Origin of the sequence: uncultured Parolsenella sp. (assembly GCF_934660935.1) — a bacterium.
In the GTDB taxonomy this organism is placed as follows: domain Bacteria; phylum Actinomycetota; class Coriobacteriia; order Coriobacteriales; family Atopobiaceae; genus Parolsenella.
In genome coordinates this window covers 29,477-47,885 of the sequence record NZ_CAKUIH010000006.1, presented here as the reverse complement: position 1 = coordinate 47,885, position 18,409 = coordinate 29,477, and the positions used below count along the sequence as shown (strand labels likewise).

Here is an 18,409-nt window from a genome sequence, read left to right as displayed (position 1 = left end):
AGCCCGCCGGGCGTCGCTGGCGGGCGGCTTCTCTCTAGCGTCCCTACTCCTTGGTGCCGATGTACTTGTCTACCTCGGCATGATAGCTGCGCTCGTCCGCGTCGCGAAGAGCCTCGAGCGCATCGCGCTCCTTGGTGGTAAGGCGAGTCGGGACCTTGGCGCGAACGGTGACGAACAACGCGCCCCACGAGCCCTTGCGCTTCACGCTGGGAGCTCCCAGGTCGCGGAAGCGGAAGGTGCGACCATCCTGGGTGCCCGCCGGAACGCGCAGGCGCACCGTGGCTCCGGAAGGCGTGGGAACGTCAACCGAGGTGCCCAGAGCAAGATCCCACATGCTCATGGGAAGCTCCATCTTCACGTCCGCGCCATCGCGCTTGAAGATCGGGTGCTCCGCGACGCTCGTCGTGATGACGAGGTCGCCACGACCGCCGCCGTTCCTGCCGTACTCACCACGGTCATGGTAGCGGAGCTTCATGCCGTCATAGGCTCCTGCCGGCACCTTCACGGTGAGCTTCGCGCGCTCGCCGGATGACGGCACCATATAAGAGACGTCGCGGCTCGTGCCCTTGAAGGCCTCCTCCGGAGTGAGGCTGATGGTGAGCGTCAAATCGCCGCCACGCATCGACCTGCGCGCCTGAGAGGCACCCGCGGCGCCGCCAAATATCTGGGAGAAATCGAAGTTGGCTCCGAAGGCGCCGTCTCCGCTCCGCACGTTGTTGAAGATGTCAGACCAGTTGCCACCCACATTCGTGGTGTACGAGTAGCCGCCACCCGGAGCGCCGTAGCCACCTCCGGGAATGCCACCGAACATGAGCATCTGATCGTACTCACGGCGCTTCTTCTCGTCAGAGAGGGTCTCGTACGCCTCGCTGATCTCCTTGAACTTCTGCTCGTCTCCGCCGGCATCGGGGTGATACTTCACCGCGAGCTTGCGGAATGCCTTCTTGATCTCGTCGGCAGTGGCGTCTTTCTTGACGCCAAGTACGTCGTAGAACGTTCTCTGTGCCATGGCGAAGGGCACCCCCTTTCCTAGTCACACGGCCGGCATGAAGGAGCTTGCCCTCACGCCGGCCTGATTGCGTACAGATGCGTGCGCCCGGGATTCCGCCCGGGCGCACGCTTGAACCTACTTAGCTTCGGCGTCTGCCTCAGGCTTTGCCTCGTCTTCCTTGGGCTCGACCGGGCGCTTCGGGCCACCGTAGGTCACCGTGACCATGGCCGGCCTCACGACCTTGCCGCCAAGGCGATAGCCCTTCTGGTAGACGTCGCGGACCGTCTCGTCATAGGCCTCCGCGTCCTCGACGCGACCCACGGCCTGGTGGTCCTGGGGATCGAAGGGGTCGCCAGCAGGGTCGATGACCTCGGCGCCCTGCTTCTCAAGGACGGAAACGACCTTGGCGTGAACGGCGGTGATACCGTCCACGAGCTGCTTGGCAACCTCGTTCTCCTCGGCGGCGCTTGCATGCGCAATCGCACGCTCGAGGTCGTCGATTGCCGGCAGGAGATCCTTCACGAGGCCCTCGCAGGCACGCTCGCGCTCGATCGCGCGCTCGCGGTCCATGCGACGACGGTAGTTGTCCCAATCGGCCTGGAGCCTTGAGAGGCGATCGGTCGCGGCAGCAGCCTCGGCCTTGGCGGCGTCGATCTCATCCGAGACGCCGGCAAGCTTCTTGGCAAGCTCGTCGCGCTCAGCACGAAGACCGTCCGCCTCGGACTTGAAGTCCTCGTCCGCAGCGGCCTCGCCCGCCTTGATGGCAGCCTCTACGCGGGCGCGCTCTGCCGCCTCGTCATCGGCGTCATCCTCGGCAGCGTCCTCCGCCACCTCGTCAGGCTCGATCACTTCGGCCTCGACAGCCTCGGGCTTCTCAACCTGCTCGGGCTTCTCCTCGCCCTCGACCTCGATGTCGACCTTCACGTCGCCCCCCTTGGGGTCCGGCGCGGGAGCCGTGGCGGCTCCCGCCTGGTTGTTCTTACTGGTGGTGCGAGCCATCGTGACTCACTTCCCGCTTACTGGTTGTTCTGATCGTCGTCGACGACCTCGTAGTCAGCATCGACCACGTCGTCAGAGCCGCCCTGGGCGCCACCCTGAGCGCCAGCCTGGCCAGCGTCAGCCTGAGCGCTGGAGTAGACGACCTCAGCGAGCTTGTGGCCAACCTCCTGGAGCTTCTCGCCGGCAGCCTTGATGGCATCGATGTCAGTGCCCTCGAGGGCCTTCTTGGCCTCGGCGACGGCATCGTCAGCCTGCTGCTTCATGTCAGCGGGGACCTTGTCGCCAAGCTCCTTGACGGTCTGCTCGGTCGAGTAGGCGAGGCTGTCGGTCTGGTTGCGGACCTCGATCTCGTCCTTGTGCTTCTTGTCCTCCTCGGCGTGGGACTCGGCGTCCTTGACCATGCGGTCGACTTCGTCGTCAGAGAGGGCGGTGGAGCCGGAGATGGTAATCTGCTGCTCCTTGCCGGTGCCCTTGTCCTTGGCGGTGACCTTCACGATGCCGTTGGCATCGATGTCGAAGGTGACCTCGATCTGCGGCACGCCACGACGCGCGGCGGGGATGCCGGTGAGCTGGAACTTGCCGAGGCTCTTGTTGTCGGCGGCCATCTCGCGCTCGCCCTGGAGGACGTTGATCTCGACGCTGGTCTGGTTGTCAGCGGCGGTGGAGTAGACCTCGGTCTTGGACGTGGGGATGGTGGTGTTGCGGTCGATCATCTTGGTCATGACGCCGCCCATGGTCTCGACGCCAAGGGACAGCGGGGTCACGTCGAGCAGGAGGATGCCCTCGACATCGCCGGTGAGAACGCCGCCCTGGACGGCGGCACCGTCAGCGACGACCTCGTCCGGGTTCACGGACATGTTGGGCTGCTTGCCGGTGATCTGCTTGACGAGCTCCTGGACGGCGGGCATACGAGTGGAGCCGCCGACGAGGATGACCTCGGAGACGTCAGAGATCTGCATGTTGGCGTCGTGCAGGGCCTTGGTAACAGGAGCCTTGCAGCGATCGAGCAGGTCACGCGTGATCTTTTCGAACTCAGCGCGGGTCAGCGTGTAGTTGAGGTGCAGAGGACCAGACTGGTTCATCGTGATGAACGGCAGGTTGATGGTGGTCTGCTGGCCAGCGGAGAGCTCCTTCTTGGCGTTCTCGGCAGCCTCCTTGAGGCGCTGGAGGGCCATCGGGTCCTTGCGGAGGTCAACGCCGTTCTCCTGCTGGAACTTGTCAGCCATCCAGTCAATCACGCGCTGATCCCAGTCATCGCCGCCGAGGTGGTTGTCGCCGTTGGTGGCGAGAACCTCGAAGACGCCGTCAGCGAGGTCAAGCAGGGAGACGTCGAAGGTGCCGCCGCCGAGGTCGAAGACGAGAACCTTCTGCTCCGTGCCCTTCTTGTCGAGGCCGTAGGCGAGGGCCGCGGCGGTGGGCTCGTTGACAATACGCTTGACGTTGAGACCGGCGATCTTGCCGGCGTCCTTGGTGGCCTGACGCTGGGCGTCATTGAAGTAGGCAGGGACGGTGATGACGGCGTCAGTCACGGTCTCACCGAGGTACTTCTCGGCGTCAGCCTTCATCTTGGCAAGGACCATAGCGGAGACCTGCTCGGGCGTGAAGTCCTCGCCGTCAATCTCGACGACGGCGCGGCCGCCCTGACCCTCCTTGACCTTGTACGGGACGGTCTTGAGCTCAGAGGTGCACTCAGAGTACTTGCGGCCCATGAAGCGCTTGATGGAGAAGACGGTGTTCTGCGGGTTGGTGACCGCCTGGTTCTTAGCAGACTTACCGACGATACGATCGCCCTCGGCACGGAAGCCAACGACGGACGGAGTGGTGCGGTCGCCCTCGGCGTTCACGATGATGGTGGGCTGGCCGCCCTCGAGGACTGCCATGGCGGAATTGGTGGTACCGAGGTCAATGCCGAGAATCTTGCTCATAGTTGGCACGTTCCTTTCTTCTTGCGCGCGAATGCGTGATGCCTCCGCGCTCGCTTGGCCGGCCAGCCAGGTGCCCTGCCGGCCTGCCCGCATCTGCGGGCGCGTTTGTTACTGCACACTATATATCCTTTGCGCGCTCAACTTATACAAAATCTAAGTCGCTTTACGATAGATTTCTTGTTTTGGACACTTTAGGGATCACCGTGAGGCAAACCCCCAGCTCTGGGCTGCGCATGCACTCCAAACCGCCACCGGCCGTTCGTTCCGGTTAAATACCCTATTAAAGGTGGGGTTTTACCTCGAAGTATGCCGTTCGCGAATGCAAGCCATGCAATTTTCGACAACGTCTTGCATTCGCGCCGCCGATTGGTATTCTCACGTAAAGGAGCAGCTAGAGAGGTTACCAAGGCTTACTTTTTGGCTGCCCCAGCAACTGGGATCACATTGCTATGGCATTTTTGGAGAAGGGATCTATCATGGCTCACCCCGTAATCGATACTGACGAGTGCGTCGCCTGCGGCGTTTGCGTTGACACCTGCCCGTGCGATGTCCTCGAGCTCGGCGACGACTCCGCTCAGGTCAAGGACGAGGACTCCTGCGTTGCCTGCGGCTCCTGCCAGGAGGCCTGCCCGGCCGGCGCGATCACCGAGATCGCTGAGGACTAACTAGTTGGGGGACGCTCGGATTCATCCGGGCGATTTGCCGGACTACGGAGAGGTAGTCCGGCTTGGGCAAATGCCCAGCGCCACAAGGGGGCTTTCGGGCTAGGCGCAAAAAGCGAGAGGGAGGCGAACCGCAAGGCTCGTCTCCCTCTCCTGTTATGTGTCGGATGTGTCGGCACCGCGCGACGCCATAGGCGCGGGCCGCATGTCCTCGCGCGTCCGCACGGGCGCGGGCACGCAGGTGCACGAGCGCGCAAGCACGCAGGCGCGAGACGACGTTTCCGCCACCCCGCGCCCGGACTTCCTACAGGTTGCGCAGGGCGTCGACCAGAGACACCTTACCCTCGGCCACCTCGCTCGCCTGCTTGATGACCTTTGCCGGCACGCCAGCCACCACGGCACCCGCAGGCACGTCCTCGACGCAAACGGCTCCCGCGGCGACCACGGCGCCCTCGCCCACGCGAACGCCCTCAAGCACGACGGCATTCGCGCCGATAAGCACGTTGTCCTCGATGATGACGGGCGTGGCGCTCGCCGGCTCGACGACGCCCGCGAGCACGGTGCCGGCACCGATGTGGCAGTTCTTGCCCACCGTGGCGCGACCACCCAGCACGGCGCCCATGTCGATCATCGTGCCGTCACCGATGACCGATCCGATGTTGATGACGGCGCCCATCATGATGACGGCGTTGTCGCCAATCTCCACCTTGTCACGGATGATGGCGCCCGGCTCGATGCGGGCGTGAATGCCCTTCTTGTCGAGCATCGGCACGCCGGTGTTGCGGCCGTCGTTCTCGACCACCATGTCCTCGATGGAGCCAGCAGCGGCATCGAGCACCGGCTCGAGGAGCGCCCAGTCACCAAAGACGACCTTGTTCTTGTCCGTTCCAAAGACATGGTCGGCGCAGGAAAGGTCGACGGAGGCACCCTCCTTCAGGCGGATATAGACCTTGACCGGCGTCTTCTTGGGAGCCGTCGCGATGTAGTTGATAATCTCCTGTGCGTCCATGCGGCGCGTCCTTTCGTAGTGAGTCGCCCGCCTCCGCCCGCACCCATGCGAGCGACGGAGACGAGCGAGCGTTCCAATCCGCGCGATGGGGCATATCCCACCGTACGGGCAACAATCGATTCCTAGCCGAACATAACCTCGTCGAACCCATAGAAGCCCGGCTCGCGTCCCACCATCTTGCGCGCGGCGGCGAGGGCGCCGTTCACGAAGATCTGGCGGCTCGTGGCGCGGTGCGTGAGCGAGACCTCCTCGTCCGTCCCAAAGAAGCTCACGGTGTGCACGCCGGCGACGGTGCCGCCGCGCAGCGCGTGGACGCCGATCTCGCGCGAATCGCGCTTGCCCAGCATGCCCTCGCGACCATAGACGGGGTAATACTCGCCACGCCCTTCCTCGGCCTCGGTCTTGACCACTGCGTCGAGCAGCAGCTTCGCCGTTCCGCTCGGGGCGTCGACCTTCTGGTTGTGGTGCGTCTCGACGATCTCCACGTCGAACCCAGCAAGTTCGCGAGCGGCAAGCGCCGTGGCATGGCGCAGTGCCGCGATACCCAGCGAGTAGTTGCCAGAGTGCAGCACGGCACTGGTCTCGGCGAGCTCGCGAAGCTCGGCCATCTGGTCGTCAGAGTAGCCCGTGGTGCCCGAGACGAGAGCGGCGTCCGTGCGAAGCACATATGCGCACACGGCGGGAAGCGTCGCGACGTTCGAAAAGTCGATAAGGACGTCCGCCGCGGGCGCGGAATCCGCCACGGAGAGGTCGAAGCCGATCTGCGCGACAACCTCGAACGCGGCAGAACCGTCCTCGTTGCGAACCGTCTCCGCCGTGGAGCGGATGAGCGAACCCATGCGGCCCTCGCCCATGATGGCGAGCCTGATAGGTGCCTTCTGCACAGGCATCTCGTTAGTCAAGGAGCCCAGCCCCCTTCATGGCCTCGACGAGCTTGGCCTTGGGGCCCTCGCTCATGGGGTACAGCGGCAGGCGGTAGTTGGCGTCGATCATGCCCATCTGGGCGAGCGCCTCCTTGACCGGGATCGGGTTGACCTCGCCGAAGAGGGCAGAGATGAGCGGCTGGCCCTCGACCTGGATGCGCGTGGCGCGTCCCGTGTCGCCATCGAGGTAGGCACGGCACATCTCGTGGACGAGCGCCGGCTGGACGTCGGCCCAGACGCTGATCGTGCCGGAGCCGCCAAGGGCCATGAGCGGCACGGTGAGCGCGTCCTCGCCGGAGTACAGGCGGAAGTCATCGGACAGGCAGTGGGCGATGCTCGCGGCATAGGCCATGTTGCCACTTGCCTCCTTGATGCCCATCACGTTGGGATGGGCGGCGAGGCGCTCGACGTTGCGCACGGAGATGGAACAGCCCGTGCGACCGGGGATGTTGTAGAGGATGCAGGGGATGTCCACCGCATCGGCAGTCTGCTTGAGGTGCTGGTAGATACCCTCCTCATTCGACTTGTTGTAGTAGGGCGAGATGATGAGCAGGGCATCCGCGCCAAGCTCCTGGTACTTGAGGCTCTTGGCCGTCTGGGCGGCGGTGCTGTTGGAGCCAGAACCCGCGATGACGGGGATGCGGCCCGCGATGTGGTCCACGACGAACTTGACGACGGAGTTGTCCTCCTCGTCCGTCATCGTGGCGCTCTCGCCCGTGGTGCCGAGCGTGAGAATCGCGTCCGTGCCATTCTCGACGTGGAACTCGAGCAGGCGCTCGAGCTGGTCGAAGTTGACCGAGCCGTCCTCGTTGAACGGCGTGATGAGGGCTACGATCGAGCCTTCGAGTTTGCGTACGTCCATGGTTTTCTCCTTATGTGATTGTCCGGCATGACTGCCGAACAAGCCTGATACCTGGTTGTTTGACTTCTCAGCCGGTTATCGAGCGAGCCTTGCGGCCAGACGTCCGACACCCGCCGCACGATCCGGTCCGCACGACCACGCGAAGCTACTTGATCCCCGCGAGCCCCTCGGACTCGGCCGCGAGGCGCGCGTGAACGCCCGGGAGCACGTCGAACGTGGCGAAGTAGTCCGTCGGGGTCTCGGCGCGGCGAATGAGCTCGTCTCCCCCATCCTCGCGGAGAAGCACCTCGGCGGCGCGCAGGCGGCCGTTGTAGTTGTAGCCCATCGAATAGCCGTGAGCGCCCGAGTCATGGATGACGAGGAGGTCCCCCATCTCGATCTTCGGCAGATGGCGGTCGACGGCGAACTTGTCGTTGTTCTCGCAGAGGTTGCCCGTCACGTCATAGGTCTCGCTCGCCTGGGCACGCGTCTTGTCCTCGCCGCCGGGCTGGCCCACGACGCTCACGTGGTGATAGGCGCCGTACATCGCGGGGCGGATAAGGTCGACGGCGCTCGCGTCAACGCCGATGTAGTCCTTGTAGATGCGCTTCTCATGGATGGCACGCGCCACGACGCAGCCATAGGGCGCCAACACGAAGCGGCCCATCTCGGTATAGATCGCGACGTCCCCCATGCCGGCGGGAACGAGGATCTCCTCGTAGGCGGCACGCACGCCCTCGCCGATCGCGCGGATGTCGTTCGCGGTCTGGCCGGGGAGGTAGGGCACGCCCACGCCGCCGGAGAGGTTGACGAACGCCACGTGCGCGCCCGTCTTCTCCTCGAGCTCGACAGCCAGTTTGAACAGGATGCGCGCGAGCTTGGGGTAGTAGTCGTTCGTCACGGTGTTGCTCGCGAGGAACGCGTGGATGCCGAAGTTCTTGGCACCCTTGGCCTTGAGCTGGGAGAACGCCTCGAAGAGCTGCTCCGTCGTCATGCCGTACTTGGAGTCGCCGGGGTTATCCATGATGCCGTTGGCGAGCTGGAAGAGGCCGCCCGGGTTGAAGCGGCAGCTCACGGTCTCGGGGATGGGGCCGGCGACCCTTTCGAAGAAGTCGATGTGGCTGATGTCGTCGAAGTTGACGATCGCCCCCAGCTTGCGGGCGAGGGCGAAGTCCGCCGCGGGCGTGTCGTTGCTCGAGAACATGATGTTCTGACCGGTGGCGCCCACGGCCTCGGCAATCATGAGCTCCGTGTAGCTCGAGCAATCGCATCCGCAGCCGTACTCGCGCAGGATGGAGATCAGCGCGGGGTTGGGATTGGCCTTCACGGCGAAGTACTCGCGAAAACCGGGGTTCCACGAGAAGGCCTCGCGGATGGCCTCCATGTTGCGGCGAATGCCCGCCTCGTCATACAGATGGAAGGGCGTGGGGTACTTCTCCGCCAGGGACTCAAGCATGGCCTTGCTGGCGAAGGGGACCTTGAGGTCATACCCATGGTTTGGGAGACGATCGAGGTCAGCGGTGGTGCGGACCCCCGACGTCTCACCTTGCGCTGCCCCAGTGGGCAGACAGGTGTCTTCCGGCGCGCTCATGCGGCTCCAATCGATAGCGCTCCTGCAGGGACGGTGAGCCACGCCCGCGGCGCGGCCACTGCAGACAGTCCGGCGGGTCTCCCCCGACGGCCCACCCGGTTCGCCGTGCCCGGCGCCCAGGTTCGGCGGGGTTGCCCACGCAGGGGGTCGATGCCTGCCGGCTCGCCCGTGCGCCCTCTCTCCCGCACCTCTATCAGTGGGGCAACCCTACCACAAACATGCCCCCAAAGCAGCGAAAACCATATCCGGTAAAATAAGGCCTACGAGACGTCGACATGACATTCCCCCTAAGGAGGAGCCATGCTCATCACGAGAAGGGCGTTCTTACTCAGCGCCGCCACCGCGGCATTCGGCCTCACCGCCTGCCGGAAGCAGGAGGTCTCCTGGAGCGCCGCCGCGGACGACTCCCTCGACTACCTCGCACGCGAGGGTGCGGACGGCGATGGAGCCATCCTGACCGGCGACGTCTGGGCCCCACGCGAGGGCTTTATCCAGCTCCAGCTTTGCGGCGCATCCATCCCCGGCCAGAAGATCGAGTCCGTTTCCGAGAAGGACGGCACGCTCACGGTGACGCTCGAAGTTCAGGACGGTCCCCAGACGATGGACCTCCTCCTCACCGAGTGGCGCCTGACGCCCGAGGGGGACGCCAAGGTCTCCTCCTCCATCGAGCGCGTCATGATCGACTACGGCGGAGGCGACGTCCGCGAGGCGGAGCGCGCCGAGTAGCTGGCCCGCCTCAGGCGCGCAGCGTCTCGGGCGGTCGCCCCCCGGGCGCACGTCACTCGAGGCTGTCGCGCCCGTTGTCTTTCCGGCCGCAGCACTCCCGGCGTGGCGTATATTCTCGTAACGAAAACGATGCGCGCGGCACCCGCACCTGCGGGCGCCGCGCGAACTCGAGCCGCACGCGCTCACCAACACCACGCAACGGAGGTCCCATGACCAATCTTGAGCTGCTCACGAAGTTTCGCCGCGACCTACATCGCATACCGGAGCTTTCCTTTGACCTCCCCGAGACATGCGCCTACGTGCGCGATGTCCTCGAGAGCCTCTCCTGCGAGGTGACCGCCCCCTGTGAGAGCTGCGTCGCCGCCTTCTTCGACGTCGACGCCGCCTGCGGGCGTGAGCCCGGCGGCCCCGCCACCGCCATCCGCGCAGACATGGACGCCCTCCCCATCACCGAGAACAGCGGCGTCGAGTTCTGTTCCTCCAAGCCCGGCCACATGCACGCCTGCGGCCACGACGGCCACATGGCCATGGCTCTCGCCGCGGCCTGCTGGGTGGACGAGGTGCTGCGAGGCGTCCGCGACGGCGGCGCCTGCCCCCTGCCGCGCAACGTCCTGTTCGTGTTCCAGCCCGCGGAGGAGACCACAGGCGGCGCCCGCATCGTCTGCGAGAGCGGCGTGTTCGAGCGCTACCACGCAGACCGCATCTTTGGCTTCCACGTCTGGCCGGACCTTCCCGCCGGCGTCGTCGCGACGCGCCCGGGCGCCCTTCTCGCCCGCGCGAGCGAGACCCACGTGACCATCCACGGCACCTCGAGCCACATCGCCAAGAGTGCGGACGGCAACGACGCGCTGCTCGCCGGCGCGCACTTCCTCACCGGCGTCGAGGCCCTCATGGCGGAGCTCTCCGCCGAGGAGCCATGCCTGCTCAAGTTCGGTCTCATGCAGAGCGGTACGGTCTGCAACGCCATCAGTGCGGAGACGAAGGTCGCCGGCAGCCTGCGTGTCTTCTCGGACGAGATGTTCGATCGCGCCCGAGCCGGCGTCGAGCAGCGCCTTGCGGACGCCTGCGCCGCCTACGGCTGCACCTATGACCTCGACTTCGCTGACGGCTACCCGCCCGTCACGAACGACGCGGCGCTCTATCACCTCGCGAAGTCCGCCCTCGGGGACACGCTCGAGCTCGTGCCCGAGCCCCTCCTCATCGCCGAGGACTTCGCCTTCTACCAGCGCCATTTGCCAGGCCTGTTCATGCTGCTCGGCACTGGCACCGGCATTCCGCTTCACTCGGATGAGTTCCGCATGGACGAGGACGTGCTCGTCCGCGGACTCGAGACCTATCGCGCCCTTCTGCAGTGCGAGTAAGGAGAACCTCATGAAGTTCCTCATCGCAAGCGATATCCACGGCTCCGCCACCTGGTGCCATCGCCTCATGGACGCCCTCGACGCCGAGCAGCCCGACCGCCTGCTCCTCCTCGGTGACATCCTCTATCACGGCCCGCGCAACGACCTTCCCGAGGGCTACGCGCCCAAGGAGGTCATCGCCATGCTCAACCCGCTCGCGTCGAGCATTATCGCCGTCCGCGGCAACTGCGAGGCGGAGGTCGACCAGATGGTCCTCAACTTCCCCTGCATGGCGGACTACACCACCATCTTCGACCCCGCGGCCGCGCTCGCCGCGGATGGTTCTGCACGCGAGAAGGCCGGCTGCGAGCTCTTCCTCACGCACGGCCACGTCTACGGAGCGGGCTTCCACAACAGCGTCGACAAGCTGCCGGAGCTCCCCGCCGGCTCCATCCTGCTCTACGGTCACACCCACAAGAAGGTGAGCGAACCCGCGCCCACGCACGAGGGCGTCTGGGCGTTCAACCCCGGCAGCGTCTCCATCCCCAAGGACGGCACGCACAGCTATGGCATCTACGAGAACGGTGCCGTTCACCAGGTCGTCATGGAGGCGTAGCGCGCCGCAACAAACCCCATACGGACGAGAAAAGCGTCCCGGAACCCATGGTCCGGGGCGCTTGTCATTCGGATCCGCACGGGCGCGGAGCCCATGGCGCTGGATGCGGGCGCGAGGACCCGCTAGAACTTCGTCGGAATGCCACCCTTTGCGAGGAGCGCCTCGGTATGCTCGCGAAGCTCGCGGACGACCTCGGGAATGCGCTCGAACTCGTAAGGCGTCGTCTGGTAGACGTAGTTGATCCAGTTGCGGTAGAGCAGGTTGGCATGGCTGCGCCAAGTGAAAATGGGCTGCTTCTCCGGGTCATCGTCGGGGAAGTAGTTCACCGGCAGCTGGATGGGCAGGCCCGCGTGGAAGTCGCGCCAGTACTCGTCCGCCAGCGTGTCGCGGCCGTACTCGAAGTGGCCGAGCGCGTAGATCTCGCAGAAGTCGCGCGTGGCGATAAGGGCCGGACCGCTCGTCTCACCGCGGCTGAGCACCTGGAGAGACGGATCGGCGTCGATCTCCTTCTCATCGGGCGCGGCATGGCGGCTGTGCGGCATGTTGTGAATCTCGTCGAAGCCGTTCGTGAGGAAGTTGTACTCATCACAGAGGCGCTGCGGGAACACGCCAAAGAGCTTGCTGCCCAGAAGGCGCTTGTGGACTCCGTGCAGGTGATAGAGGCCCGCAAATGCGCCCCAACAAAGGAACATCGTGGAGAGCACGTGCTCCTGGGCCCAGTCCATGATGCGGCAGAGCTCGTCCCAATAGTCGACGCTCTCGAACGGCATCTGCTCGACGGGGGCGCCCGTGATGATGAGGCCGTCATAGTTGTTGGACTTGAGGTCGTCGAACGTGTCGTAGAACTTCACGAGGTGGTCCGCCGCGTGCGTGGCCTCGTGGCTCGAGACGCGCATGAAGTCGACGCTCACCTGGATGGGCGACTTCGAAATGAGGCGGAGGATCTGCGTCTCCGTTTCGATCTTCGTGGGCATCAGGTTGAGCAGAGCGATGCGCAGCGGACGAATCTGCTGCTTGCTAGCCACGTCCTCCTCGAGGGCGAAAATGCGCTCCTGCTGGAGGATGCGCTTGGCGGGCAGGCCGTCTGGGATGTTGATGGGCATTGGAGCAAAAGACCTTTCTGGGCCCTGGCGCCCGGCGAATGAGACCCGGCGCGAGCCATGGTGCCGGACGGTCTGCCGCCGGCAAGCATAGATACGAAGCTAAATGGTACCGCAGGCGGCCGATCGCATGCGAGACGGACACGGCGAGCGGCCCAGCCATGGACGCGCAGCAACACGCCGGAGCCGTTACGCCCGCGCGACAGATGCAGGCGCCCACCTTTCGCCGCGCGGCGCGAGACGCACGACAAATCCCCAAGCGCCAAAAACGCTTCGGCTGTTTACCGTTTCCGCGATATCAATCATCGCGAACGGGGTATCTCCGAGGCATGCAGATGTATTCGCCCATCCGGGCAAGAGAGGGGAACACCATGTCTGAGTTCATCGATACGCTTGAGTCGCGCCGCAGCTGCCGCAAGTACACTGACCAGTCCGTCGAGCCTGAGAAGCTCCAGCAGATCGTCGATGCCGGCCTCTGGGCGGCAAGCGGCATGGGCAGGCAGGGCACGCACCTCGTCGTCGTTACTGATCCGGATACGGTCGCCGAGCTCAGCCGCATGAACGCCGCCATCATGGGCAGTGAGGGCGATCCGTTCTACGGAGCCAAGACCGTCATCGTCGTCCTCTCCAACCCCGCAAACGCCACCTGCGTCGAGGACGGCGCGCTCGTCATGGGCAACCTCATGGCAGCCGCCCACAGCCTTGGCGTCGCCTCCTGCTGGATCCACCGTGCCAAGGAGGAGTTCGAGAGCGAGGAGGGCAAGGCCCTGCTCGCCAAGTGGGGCGTCGAGGGCGAGTGGCGCGGCGTTGGCCACTGCATCCTCGGCTACGCAGACGAGGGCGGCGAGAAGCCCGCTGTCGAGCGCCTCGCAGGCCGCGTCACCTACGTGAAATAGCCAGGCACCCCAAGGCCCGGGCAGACGCCGCCGGTCCGTCATCGACTCGCCGGGGCATCTCCGCGCCACCCGGGCACCGCGCAGCCCACCTCCCGGCCGCCACGCAACACATCTCCCGGCCGCCGCCCGCGCAATGCAGGCAGCGGCTCTTTTCCCTGGATAGCCATAGTTTTGTCCTATGGTTTCGTATCAGTAATTCATGGTGGGGTTATAGGGTTTTATTTAGCTCGGCTTTCAGATTCGCTGATATACTCGTCCGCATGATCGAGCTGACTAACATATCCAAGGTTTACGACACGCCCGCCGGCCCCTTCCACGCCATCGATGACGTCACGCTGAGCATCGGCTCTGGCGACATCTTCAGCATCATCGGAGAGTCCGGCGCCGGCAAGTCCACCCTCGTGCGCTGCATCAACCTTCTCGAGGAGCCCACGAGCGGTACGGTCGCTATCGACGGCCGCGACGTTACGAGCCTTCGCGGCCGTGAGCTTCGCGAACTCCGTGCGGACATCGGCATGATCTTCCAGAGCTTCAGCCTGTTCCAGCAGCGCACCGTGCTCGACAACGTCATCTTCCCCGCAACGCTCGCGAGCACCGGCAAGCGCATCTCCCGCGCCGAGGCTCCGGAGCGCGCCCGCAAGCTCCTGCGCCTCGTCGGCCTCGAGGGCAAGGAGGGCTCCTACCCCTCCCAGCTTTCCGGCGGCCAACAGCAGCGCGTGGCAATCGCCCGCGCACTCATGACGCGCCCGAAGACCCTCCTGTGCGACGAGGCCACGAGTGCCCTCGACACGCTCACCACCAGCCAGGTCCTCGATCTCCTTGCGCGCATCAACGAGGAGCTCGGCGTGACCATCGTCCTCATCACCCACTCGCTCGCCGTTGCCCGCCGCATCTGCAACCACGTCGTCGTCATGGATCACGGCCGTGTGGTCGAGCAGGGGACCGCGGAGGAGATCTTCAACAACCCGCAGGCAGACGTCACGCGCGCCCTGCTCCAGTTCGAGGGGGAGACGCGCTAATGGAGCTGTCCGCATTCTTCGACAAGTACGGCGAGCTTCTCGCGCAGGGTACCGTCGACACCACGGTCATGGTGCTCGCATCGACGCTCGGCGCCTATGTCATCGGCATCGTCCTGGGCACGCTCCTCACAGTGCTTGGGCCGGACGGCCTGCGTCCCAACCGCATCGCCTACTCCGCCCTTGGTTGGCTCGTCAACATGGCGCGCTCGCTGCCGTTCATCATCCTCTTGCTCTTCATCATCCCCGTGACGCGCGTCGTCGTGGGCACCACCCTCGGCGTGCCGGCGGCGGTATTCCCCCTCATCATCTCCGCGGCCCCGTTCGTTGCCCGCATGGTCGAGTCGAGCGAGGCAGAGGTCGACCGCGGCCTCATCGAGGCGGCCAGCTCCATGGGAGCCTCCACCTGGGAGATCATCGTCAAGGTCTATCTGCACGAGGGCCTTCCCAGCCTGCTCCGCGGCCTCCCCATCGTGATCATCACGATTCTCGGCTACACCGCGATGGCCGGCACCGTTGGCGCCGGCGGTCTGGGCGACATCGCCATCCGCTATGGCTACCAGCGCTATCAGGACGACGTCATGCTCGCGACCGTAATCATCCTCATCATCATGGTCCAGGTCATCCAGACGGTGTGTAACCTGCTCGTTCGCGTCTGCGACAAGCGAATGCGCTCCTAGCGAGCGCACATAGTCAGCGCCAGACGGCGCAATCCAAACTCGGAGTCTTGCCCTCGGGCGATGCCCTTTGGCTACTCATATCGAAATTGCCCACCACGATCAGTCAAATCGTTCTCGTTCGAAAGGAACCGCCATGTCCATCAAGCAGCACATCAAGCCGCTCGCCGGCATCGTGGCCGCCGCCGGCCTCGCCCTCGCCCTGACCGCCTGCGGCGGCAACTCCGGCGCCGCCACCACCGCGGCCGCTTCCTCCGGCGCCGCCTCTGACAACGTCATCACCGTCGGCGCCTCCCCCTCGCCCCACGCAGAGATCCTCGAGGCAATCAAGCCCGAGCTCGAGGCCCAGGGCTACGAGCTGAAGGTCGTCGAGTACAGCGACTATGTCCAGCCCAACGTCGCGCTCTCCGAGGGCGATCTGGACGCCAACTACTTCCAGCACCTCCCCTACCTGGAGAACTACAACACCGAGAACGGCACTGACCTCGCGAGCGCTGGCGCCATCCACTTCGAGCCGATGGGTCTCTACGCCGGCAAGAGCTCCGACATCACCAACGTCCCCGACGGCGCCAAGATCGCCGTTCCCTCCGACGCCACCAACGAGGCTCGCGCGCTGCTGCTGCTCCAGGACCAGGGCGTGATCAAGCTCACCGACGGCGTGGGCCTCGAGGCCACCGCCAACGACATCGTCGAGAACCCGCACAACGTCGAGCTCGTCGAGGTTGAGGCCGCCGCCGTTCCCCGCTCCCTCCAGGACGCCGACTTCGGTGTGATCAATGGAAACTACGCACTCTCCGCCGGCCTTGACACCTCCGCCACCCTCGCCAGCGAGGATGCCGACTCCGAGGCCGCCCAGACCTACGCCAACATCGTCGCCGTCCGCAATGGCGACGAGGACTCCGAGAAGACCCAGGCCCTCCTGAAGGCCCTCACCTCGGACACCGCCCGCAAGTTCATCGAGGACACCTACAAGGGCTCCGTCATCCCGGTGTTCTAAGAGACATCAGCCCCATATGATGGGACCAACGCCCCCGTCTCGCGTGCAGAGACGGGGGCGTTGCTGCATACTTGCAGCTATGACTACTTCATTTGCCGAGCTCGGGCTAAACGAGCAGATTCTCGCCGGGGTCAACGCCCTCGGCTTCACGGAGCCAACTCCCGTCCAGGCAGCCGCCATCCCCGCCGTCCTCGACGGCAGAGACGTGCTCGCCAGCGCGCAGACCGGCACGGGCAAGACCTGCGCCTTCACCCTGCCGACGCTCCAGCGCATCGCCGAGACGAAGGGCAAGGCCTCGCCCAAGAAGCCCCGCGCCCTCGTCATCACGCCCACGCGCGAGCTCGCGGCGCAGATCGAGGACGTCACGAAGGAGGTCTGCGCGCAGACCGGCCAGTCGACCGTCGTCGTGATGGGCGGCGCCAAGTTCGACAAGCAGATTCGTGCGCTTGAGAAGGGCTGCGACCTCCTCGTCGCCACCCCCGGCCGCCTCATCGACCTCATGGAGCATGACCACGTGAGCCTCTCCGAGGTCCAGGTCCTCGTTCTCGACGAGGCTGACCGCATGCTCGACATGGGCTTTTGGCCGAGCGTCCGCCGTATCGTGAAGGCCTGCCCCGAGAAGCGCCAGACGCTCCTGTTCTCCGCGACCATCCCGCCCAGCATCAAGGGCACGGTCGACGCCATGCTCCCGGATCCGGTCGTGGTCGAGATCGCCCGCGTCGGCGAGACGGCCGCCACGGTTGACGAGCACCTTTGCCCCGTCACCCAGGGCGACAAGATCTCGCTGCTCGAGGCCCTCATGAAGCAGGAGAGCTTTGAGCGCGTGCTCGTCTTCTGCCGCACCAAGATGCGTGTCGACGGCGTGTGCGGCACCTTGAAGAAGAGTGGGATCAAGGTCGATGTCATGCACGCAGACCGCCCGCAGAAGGCTCGCGAGAAGGCGCTCGAGCGCTTTCGCGATGGCAAGATTCGCGTGCTCGTCGCCACGGACGTCATGAGCCGCGGCATCGATGTCTCCGGCATTGACGCCGTCGTGAACTTCGACGTCCCCATGGACCCGGAGGATTACGTCCACCGCATCGGCCGCACGGGCCGCGCCGGTGCCGCGGGACAGGCCTACACCTTCATGGCGCCAGACGAGGTGAGCCCGCTTCGAGAGATCGAGTACTTCACCAAGAAGCTCATCCCCCTCTTTGACCTCGAGGGATTCTCGTACTCTGAGGGCCGCATCGTTCCCAACGAGCGCCGCAGCACCTCCAAGCCCACCCGCAGCCTCTTCAGCGGCTCACGCGGTCGCGGCCGCGGCCCTCGTGGCGGCCGCTACGGAAGGCACTTCTAGGCGACGCGGGAACACGAAAGCGCGGACGCGAAACGAACGACACGCAATAGCAGGGCCATCGACGCAGGTCGATGGCCCTTTCTCATACTCTTACGCCGCGGTTGTCGAATAGGCGATCCAGCCATGTGGTCAGGCCTCGCTTGCGGCCATCTCGCTCGCGACAGACGCCGCCTTCTTCTTGGCGCGCCTCTCCCGGAAGAACGTCCTCAGCTCGTCCGCGCACTCCTGCTGGAGTACTCCGGACGTCACCTCGAACTCGTGGTTGAGCCTCTCGTCATGGCTTACGTCAAAAAGGGTGCCAAGCGCACCGCCCTTTGGGTCCGGCGCGCCATAGACGCACCTATCGATGCGCGAGTTGACCATAAGACCTGCGCACATGATGCAGGGCTCGAGCGTCACGTAGACGGTGCAGCCCGTTAGGCGCCAGCGGTCAAGCGTGCGGGCGGCGGCGCACATGGCGGAGAACTCCGCATGAGCCGAGGGGTCACGATCGGTCTCGCGACGATTGTGCGCCCGCGCCACGACCTCGCCATCGCACACGACGACGGCGCCGATGGGCACCTCGCCCTCCTCGGCGGCCAGGCGTGCCTCATCAAGCGCCAGGCGCATGTAATCCTCGTCCGTCATGGCGCTCTCCCCTCGCCCGCCTTCGCCGCCGCACGGCGGTTATCGAACCTACAGCATACCTAATGCGCCCGGATCCAGTGGAAGGGGAGGAACTGGACCCGGGCGCGGGAAGCGGCCCTTCGCTTGTGGCTAGG

At 65.1% G+C, this 18,409-nt stretch carries 18 protein-coding genes; 9 read left to right on the top strand and 9 right to left on the bottom strand.

Annotated elements, in window-relative coordinates; all coding sequences use genetic code 11:
* Nucleotides 1-43: 43 nt before the first annotated feature.
* The 3 genes from Q0H23_RS04380 to dnaK all read right to left on the bottom strand — a co-directional run bounded on the left by Q0H23_RS04380 (nt 44) and on the right by dnaK (nt 3,915).
* Entirely contained in the window at nt 44-1,009 is a 966-nt protein-coding gene (locus Q0H23_RS04380) for a DnaJ C-terminal domain-containing protein (protein WP_293814747.1), read from the bottom strand.
* Nucleotides 1,010-1,126: 117 nt separating this feature from the next.
* On the bottom strand, nt 1,127-1,990 hold the full coding sequence (locus Q0H23_RS04375) for a nucleotide exchange factor GrpE (RefSeq protein ID WP_293814748.1): 864 nt from the start codon (nt 1,988-1,990) through the stop codon (nt 1,127-1,129).
* Between the two features lie 17 nt (nt 1,991-2,007).
* Nucleotides 2,008-3,915 carry a molecular chaperone DnaK gene (gene dnaK / locus Q0H23_RS04370; RefSeq protein WP_293814749.1) on the bottom strand — a complete coding sequence of 636 codons (1,908 nt, stop codon included), beginning with the start codon at nt 3,913-3,915 and terminating at the stop codon, nt 2,008-2,010.
* Between the two features lie 476 nt (nt 3,916-4,391).
* Between dnaK and Q0H23_RS04365 the strand changes: the two genes are divergently transcribed.
* Nucleotides 4,392-4,580: a ferredoxin family protein gene (locus Q0H23_RS04365; RefSeq protein ID WP_293814750.1), complete on the top strand. Its 189-nt coding sequence runs from the start codon at nt 4,392-4,394 to the stop codon at nt 4,578-4,580.
* A 301-nt stretch (nt 4,581-4,881) separates the two neighbouring features.
* Here the strand turns inward: Q0H23_RS04365 and dapD are convergent, their stop codons facing one another.
* The 4 genes from dapD to Q0H23_RS04345 all read right to left on the bottom strand — a co-directional run bounded on the left by dapD (nt 4,882) and on the right by Q0H23_RS04345 (nt 8,941).
* Complete coding sequence (gene dapD / locus Q0H23_RS04360) at nt 4,882-5,586, bottom strand: 2,3,4,5-tetrahydropyridine-2,6-dicarboxylate N-acetyltransferase (RefSeq protein ID WP_293814751.1); 705 nt, start codon at nt 5,584-5,586, stop codon at nt 4,882-4,884.
* A gap of 122 nt (nt 5,587-5,708) precedes the next feature.
* Complete coding sequence (dapB, locus tag Q0H23_RS04355; RefSeq protein WP_293836125.1) at nt 5,709-6,488, bottom strand: 4-hydroxy-tetrahydrodipicolinate reductase; 780 nt, start codon at nt 6,486-6,488, stop codon at nt 5,709-5,711.
* Entirely contained in the window at nt 6,481-7,371 is an 891-nt protein-coding gene (dapA, locus tag Q0H23_RS04350) for a 4-hydroxy-tetrahydrodipicolinate synthase (protein WP_293836122.1), read from the bottom strand. The genes dapB and dapA overlap by 8 nt, the downstream gene beginning before the upstream one ends.
* Nucleotides 7,372-7,516: 145 nt before the next feature.
* The gene (locus Q0H23_RS04345) at nt 7,517-8,941 is read right to left on the bottom strand and encodes a diaminopimelate decarboxylase (RefSeq protein WP_293836119.1); all 1,425 of its coding nucleotides are present in this window, start codon (nt 8,939-8,941) and stop codon (nt 7,517-7,519) included.
* Between the two features lie 300 nt (nt 8,942-9,241).
* Between Q0H23_RS04345 and Q0H23_RS04340 the strand changes: the two genes are divergently transcribed.
* From Q0H23_RS04340 to yfcE, 3 genes are all read left to right on the top strand, one after another.
* A complete protein-coding gene (locus tag Q0H23_RS04340; RefSeq protein ID WP_293836116.1) occupies nt 9,242-9,667 on the top strand; it encodes a hypothetical protein in 426 nt (141 codons plus the stop codon).
* Between the two features lie 209 nt (nt 9,668-9,876).
* On the top strand, nt 9,877-11,028 hold the full coding sequence (locus tag Q0H23_RS04335; protein ID WP_293836114.1) for an amidohydrolase: 1,152 nt from the start codon (nt 9,877-9,879) through the stop codon (nt 11,026-11,028).
* A 10-nt stretch (nt 11,029-11,038) separates the two neighbouring features.
* Complete coding sequence (gene yfcE, locus Q0H23_RS04330) at nt 11,039-11,623, top strand: phosphodiesterase (RefSeq protein WP_293836111.1); 585 nt, start codon at nt 11,039-11,041, stop codon at nt 11,621-11,623.
* A gap of 122 nt (nt 11,624-11,745) precedes the next feature.
* On the opposite strand, the gene metA is transcribed toward yfcE, so the two are convergent.
* Nucleotides 11,746-12,726, bottom strand: coding sequence for a homoserine O-succinyltransferase (gene metA / locus Q0H23_RS04325; protein WP_293836108.1), 981 nt, complete (start codon nt 12,724-12,726; stop codon nt 11,746-11,748).
* Nucleotides 12,727-13,094: 368 nt separating this feature from the next.
* On the opposite strand from metA, the gene Q0H23_RS04320 reads away from it, so the two are divergent.
* From Q0H23_RS04320 to Q0H23_RS04300, 5 genes are all read left to right on the top strand, one after another.
* On the top strand, nt 13,095-13,619 hold the full coding sequence (locus tag Q0H23_RS04320; protein ID WP_293836105.1) for a nitroreductase family protein: 525 nt from the start codon (nt 13,095-13,097) through the stop codon (nt 13,617-13,619).
* A 260-nt stretch (nt 13,620-13,879) separates the two neighbouring features.
* Nucleotides 13,880-14,638, top strand: coding sequence for a methionine ABC transporter ATP-binding protein (locus tag Q0H23_RS04315; protein ID WP_293836102.1), 759 nt, complete (start codon nt 13,880-13,882; stop codon nt 14,636-14,638).
* Nucleotides 14,638-15,315, top strand: coding sequence for a methionine ABC transporter permease (locus tag Q0H23_RS04310; RefSeq protein ID WP_293836100.1), 678 nt, complete (start codon nt 14,638-14,640; stop codon nt 15,313-15,315). The genes Q0H23_RS04315 and Q0H23_RS04310 overlap by 1 nt, the downstream gene beginning before the upstream one ends.
* Nucleotides 15,316-15,448: 133 nt before the next feature.
* The gene (locus Q0H23_RS04305; RefSeq protein ID WP_293836096.1) at nt 15,449-16,309 is read left to right on the top strand and encodes a MetQ/NlpA family ABC transporter substrate-binding protein; all 861 of its coding nucleotides are present in this window, start codon (nt 15,449-15,451) and stop codon (nt 16,307-16,309) included.
* 79 nt (nt 16,310-16,388) lie between these two features.
* Nucleotides 16,389-17,648, top strand: coding sequence for a DEAD/DEAH box helicase (locus Q0H23_RS04300; protein WP_293836092.1), 1,260 nt, complete (start codon nt 16,389-16,391; stop codon nt 17,646-17,648).
* Between the two features lie 129 nt (nt 17,649-17,777).
* Here Q0H23_RS04300 and tadA read toward each other — a convergent pair whose 3' ends face one another.
* Complete coding sequence (gene tadA, locus Q0H23_RS04295; protein ID WP_293836086.1) at nt 17,778-18,275, bottom strand: tRNA adenosine(34) deaminase TadA; 498 nt, start codon at nt 18,273-18,275, stop codon at nt 17,778-17,780.
* Nucleotides 18,276-18,409: the final 134 nt, after the last annotated feature.

Bases quoted from the DNA above. Each gene is read 5' to 3' on its own strand.
- yfcE (WP_293836111.1), top strand. From the start codon at position 11,039: ATGAAGTTCCTCATCGCAAGCGATATCCACGGCTCCGCCACCTGGTGC.
- Q0H23_RS04345 (WP_293836119.1), bottom strand. From the start codon at position 8,941: ATGAGCGCGCCGGAAGACACCTGTCTGCCCACTGGGGCAGCGCAAGGT.
- Q0H23_RS04320 (WP_293836105.1), top strand. From the start codon at position 13,095: ATGTCTGAGTTCATCGATACGCTTGAGTCGCGCCGCAGCTGCCGCAAG.
- Q0H23_RS04305 (WP_293836096.1), top strand. From the start codon at position 15,449: ATGTCCATCAAGCAGCACATCAAGCCGCTCGCCGGCATCGTGGCCGCC.
- dapD (WP_293814751.1), bottom strand. From the start codon at position 5,586: ATGGACGCACAGGAGATTATCAACTACATCGCGACGGCTCCCAAGAAG.
- dnaK (WP_293814749.1), bottom strand. From the start codon at position 3,915: ATGAGCAAGATTCTCGGCATTGACCTCGGTACCACCAATTCCGCCATG.
- Q0H23_RS04375 (WP_293814748.1), bottom strand. From the start codon at position 1,990: ATGGCTCGCACCACCAGTAAGAACAACCAGGCGGGAGCCGCCACGGCT.
- tadA (WP_293836086.1), bottom strand. From the start codon at position 18,275: ATGACGGACGAGGATTACATGCGCCTGGCGCTTGATGAGGCACGCCTG.
- metA (WP_293836108.1), bottom strand. From the start codon at position 12,726: ATGCCCATCAACATCCCAGACGGCCTGCCCGCCAAGCGCATCCTCCAG.
- Q0H23_RS04335 (WP_293836114.1), top strand. From the start codon at position 9,877: ATGACCAATCTTGAGCTGCTCACGAAGTTTCGCCGCGACCTACATCGC.
- Q0H23_RS04365 (WP_293814750.1), top strand. From the start codon at position 4,392: ATGGCTCACCCCGTAATCGATACTGACGAGTGCGTCGCCTGCGGCGTT.
- Q0H23_RS04310 (WP_293836100.1), top strand. From the start codon at position 14,638: ATGGAGCTGTCCGCATTCTTCGACAAGTACGGCGAGCTTCTCGCGCAG.
- Q0H23_RS04340 (WP_293836116.1), top strand. From the start codon at position 9,242: ATGCTCATCACGAGAAGGGCGTTCTTACTCAGCGCCGCCACCGCGGCA.
- Q0H23_RS04380 (WP_293814747.1), bottom strand. From the start codon at position 1,009: ATGGCACAGAGAACGTTCTACGACGTACTTGGCGTCAAGAAAGACGCC.
- Q0H23_RS04300 (WP_293836092.1), top strand. From the start codon at position 16,389: ATGACTACTTCATTTGCCGAGCTCGGGCTAAACGAGCAGATTCTCGCC.
- dapA (WP_293836122.1), bottom strand. From the start codon at position 7,371: ATGGACGTACGCAAACTCGAAGGCTCGATCGTAGCCCTCATCACGCCG.
- Q0H23_RS04315 (WP_293836102.1), top strand. From the start codon at position 13,880: ATGATCGAGCTGACTAACATATCCAAGGTTTACGACACGCCCGCCGGC.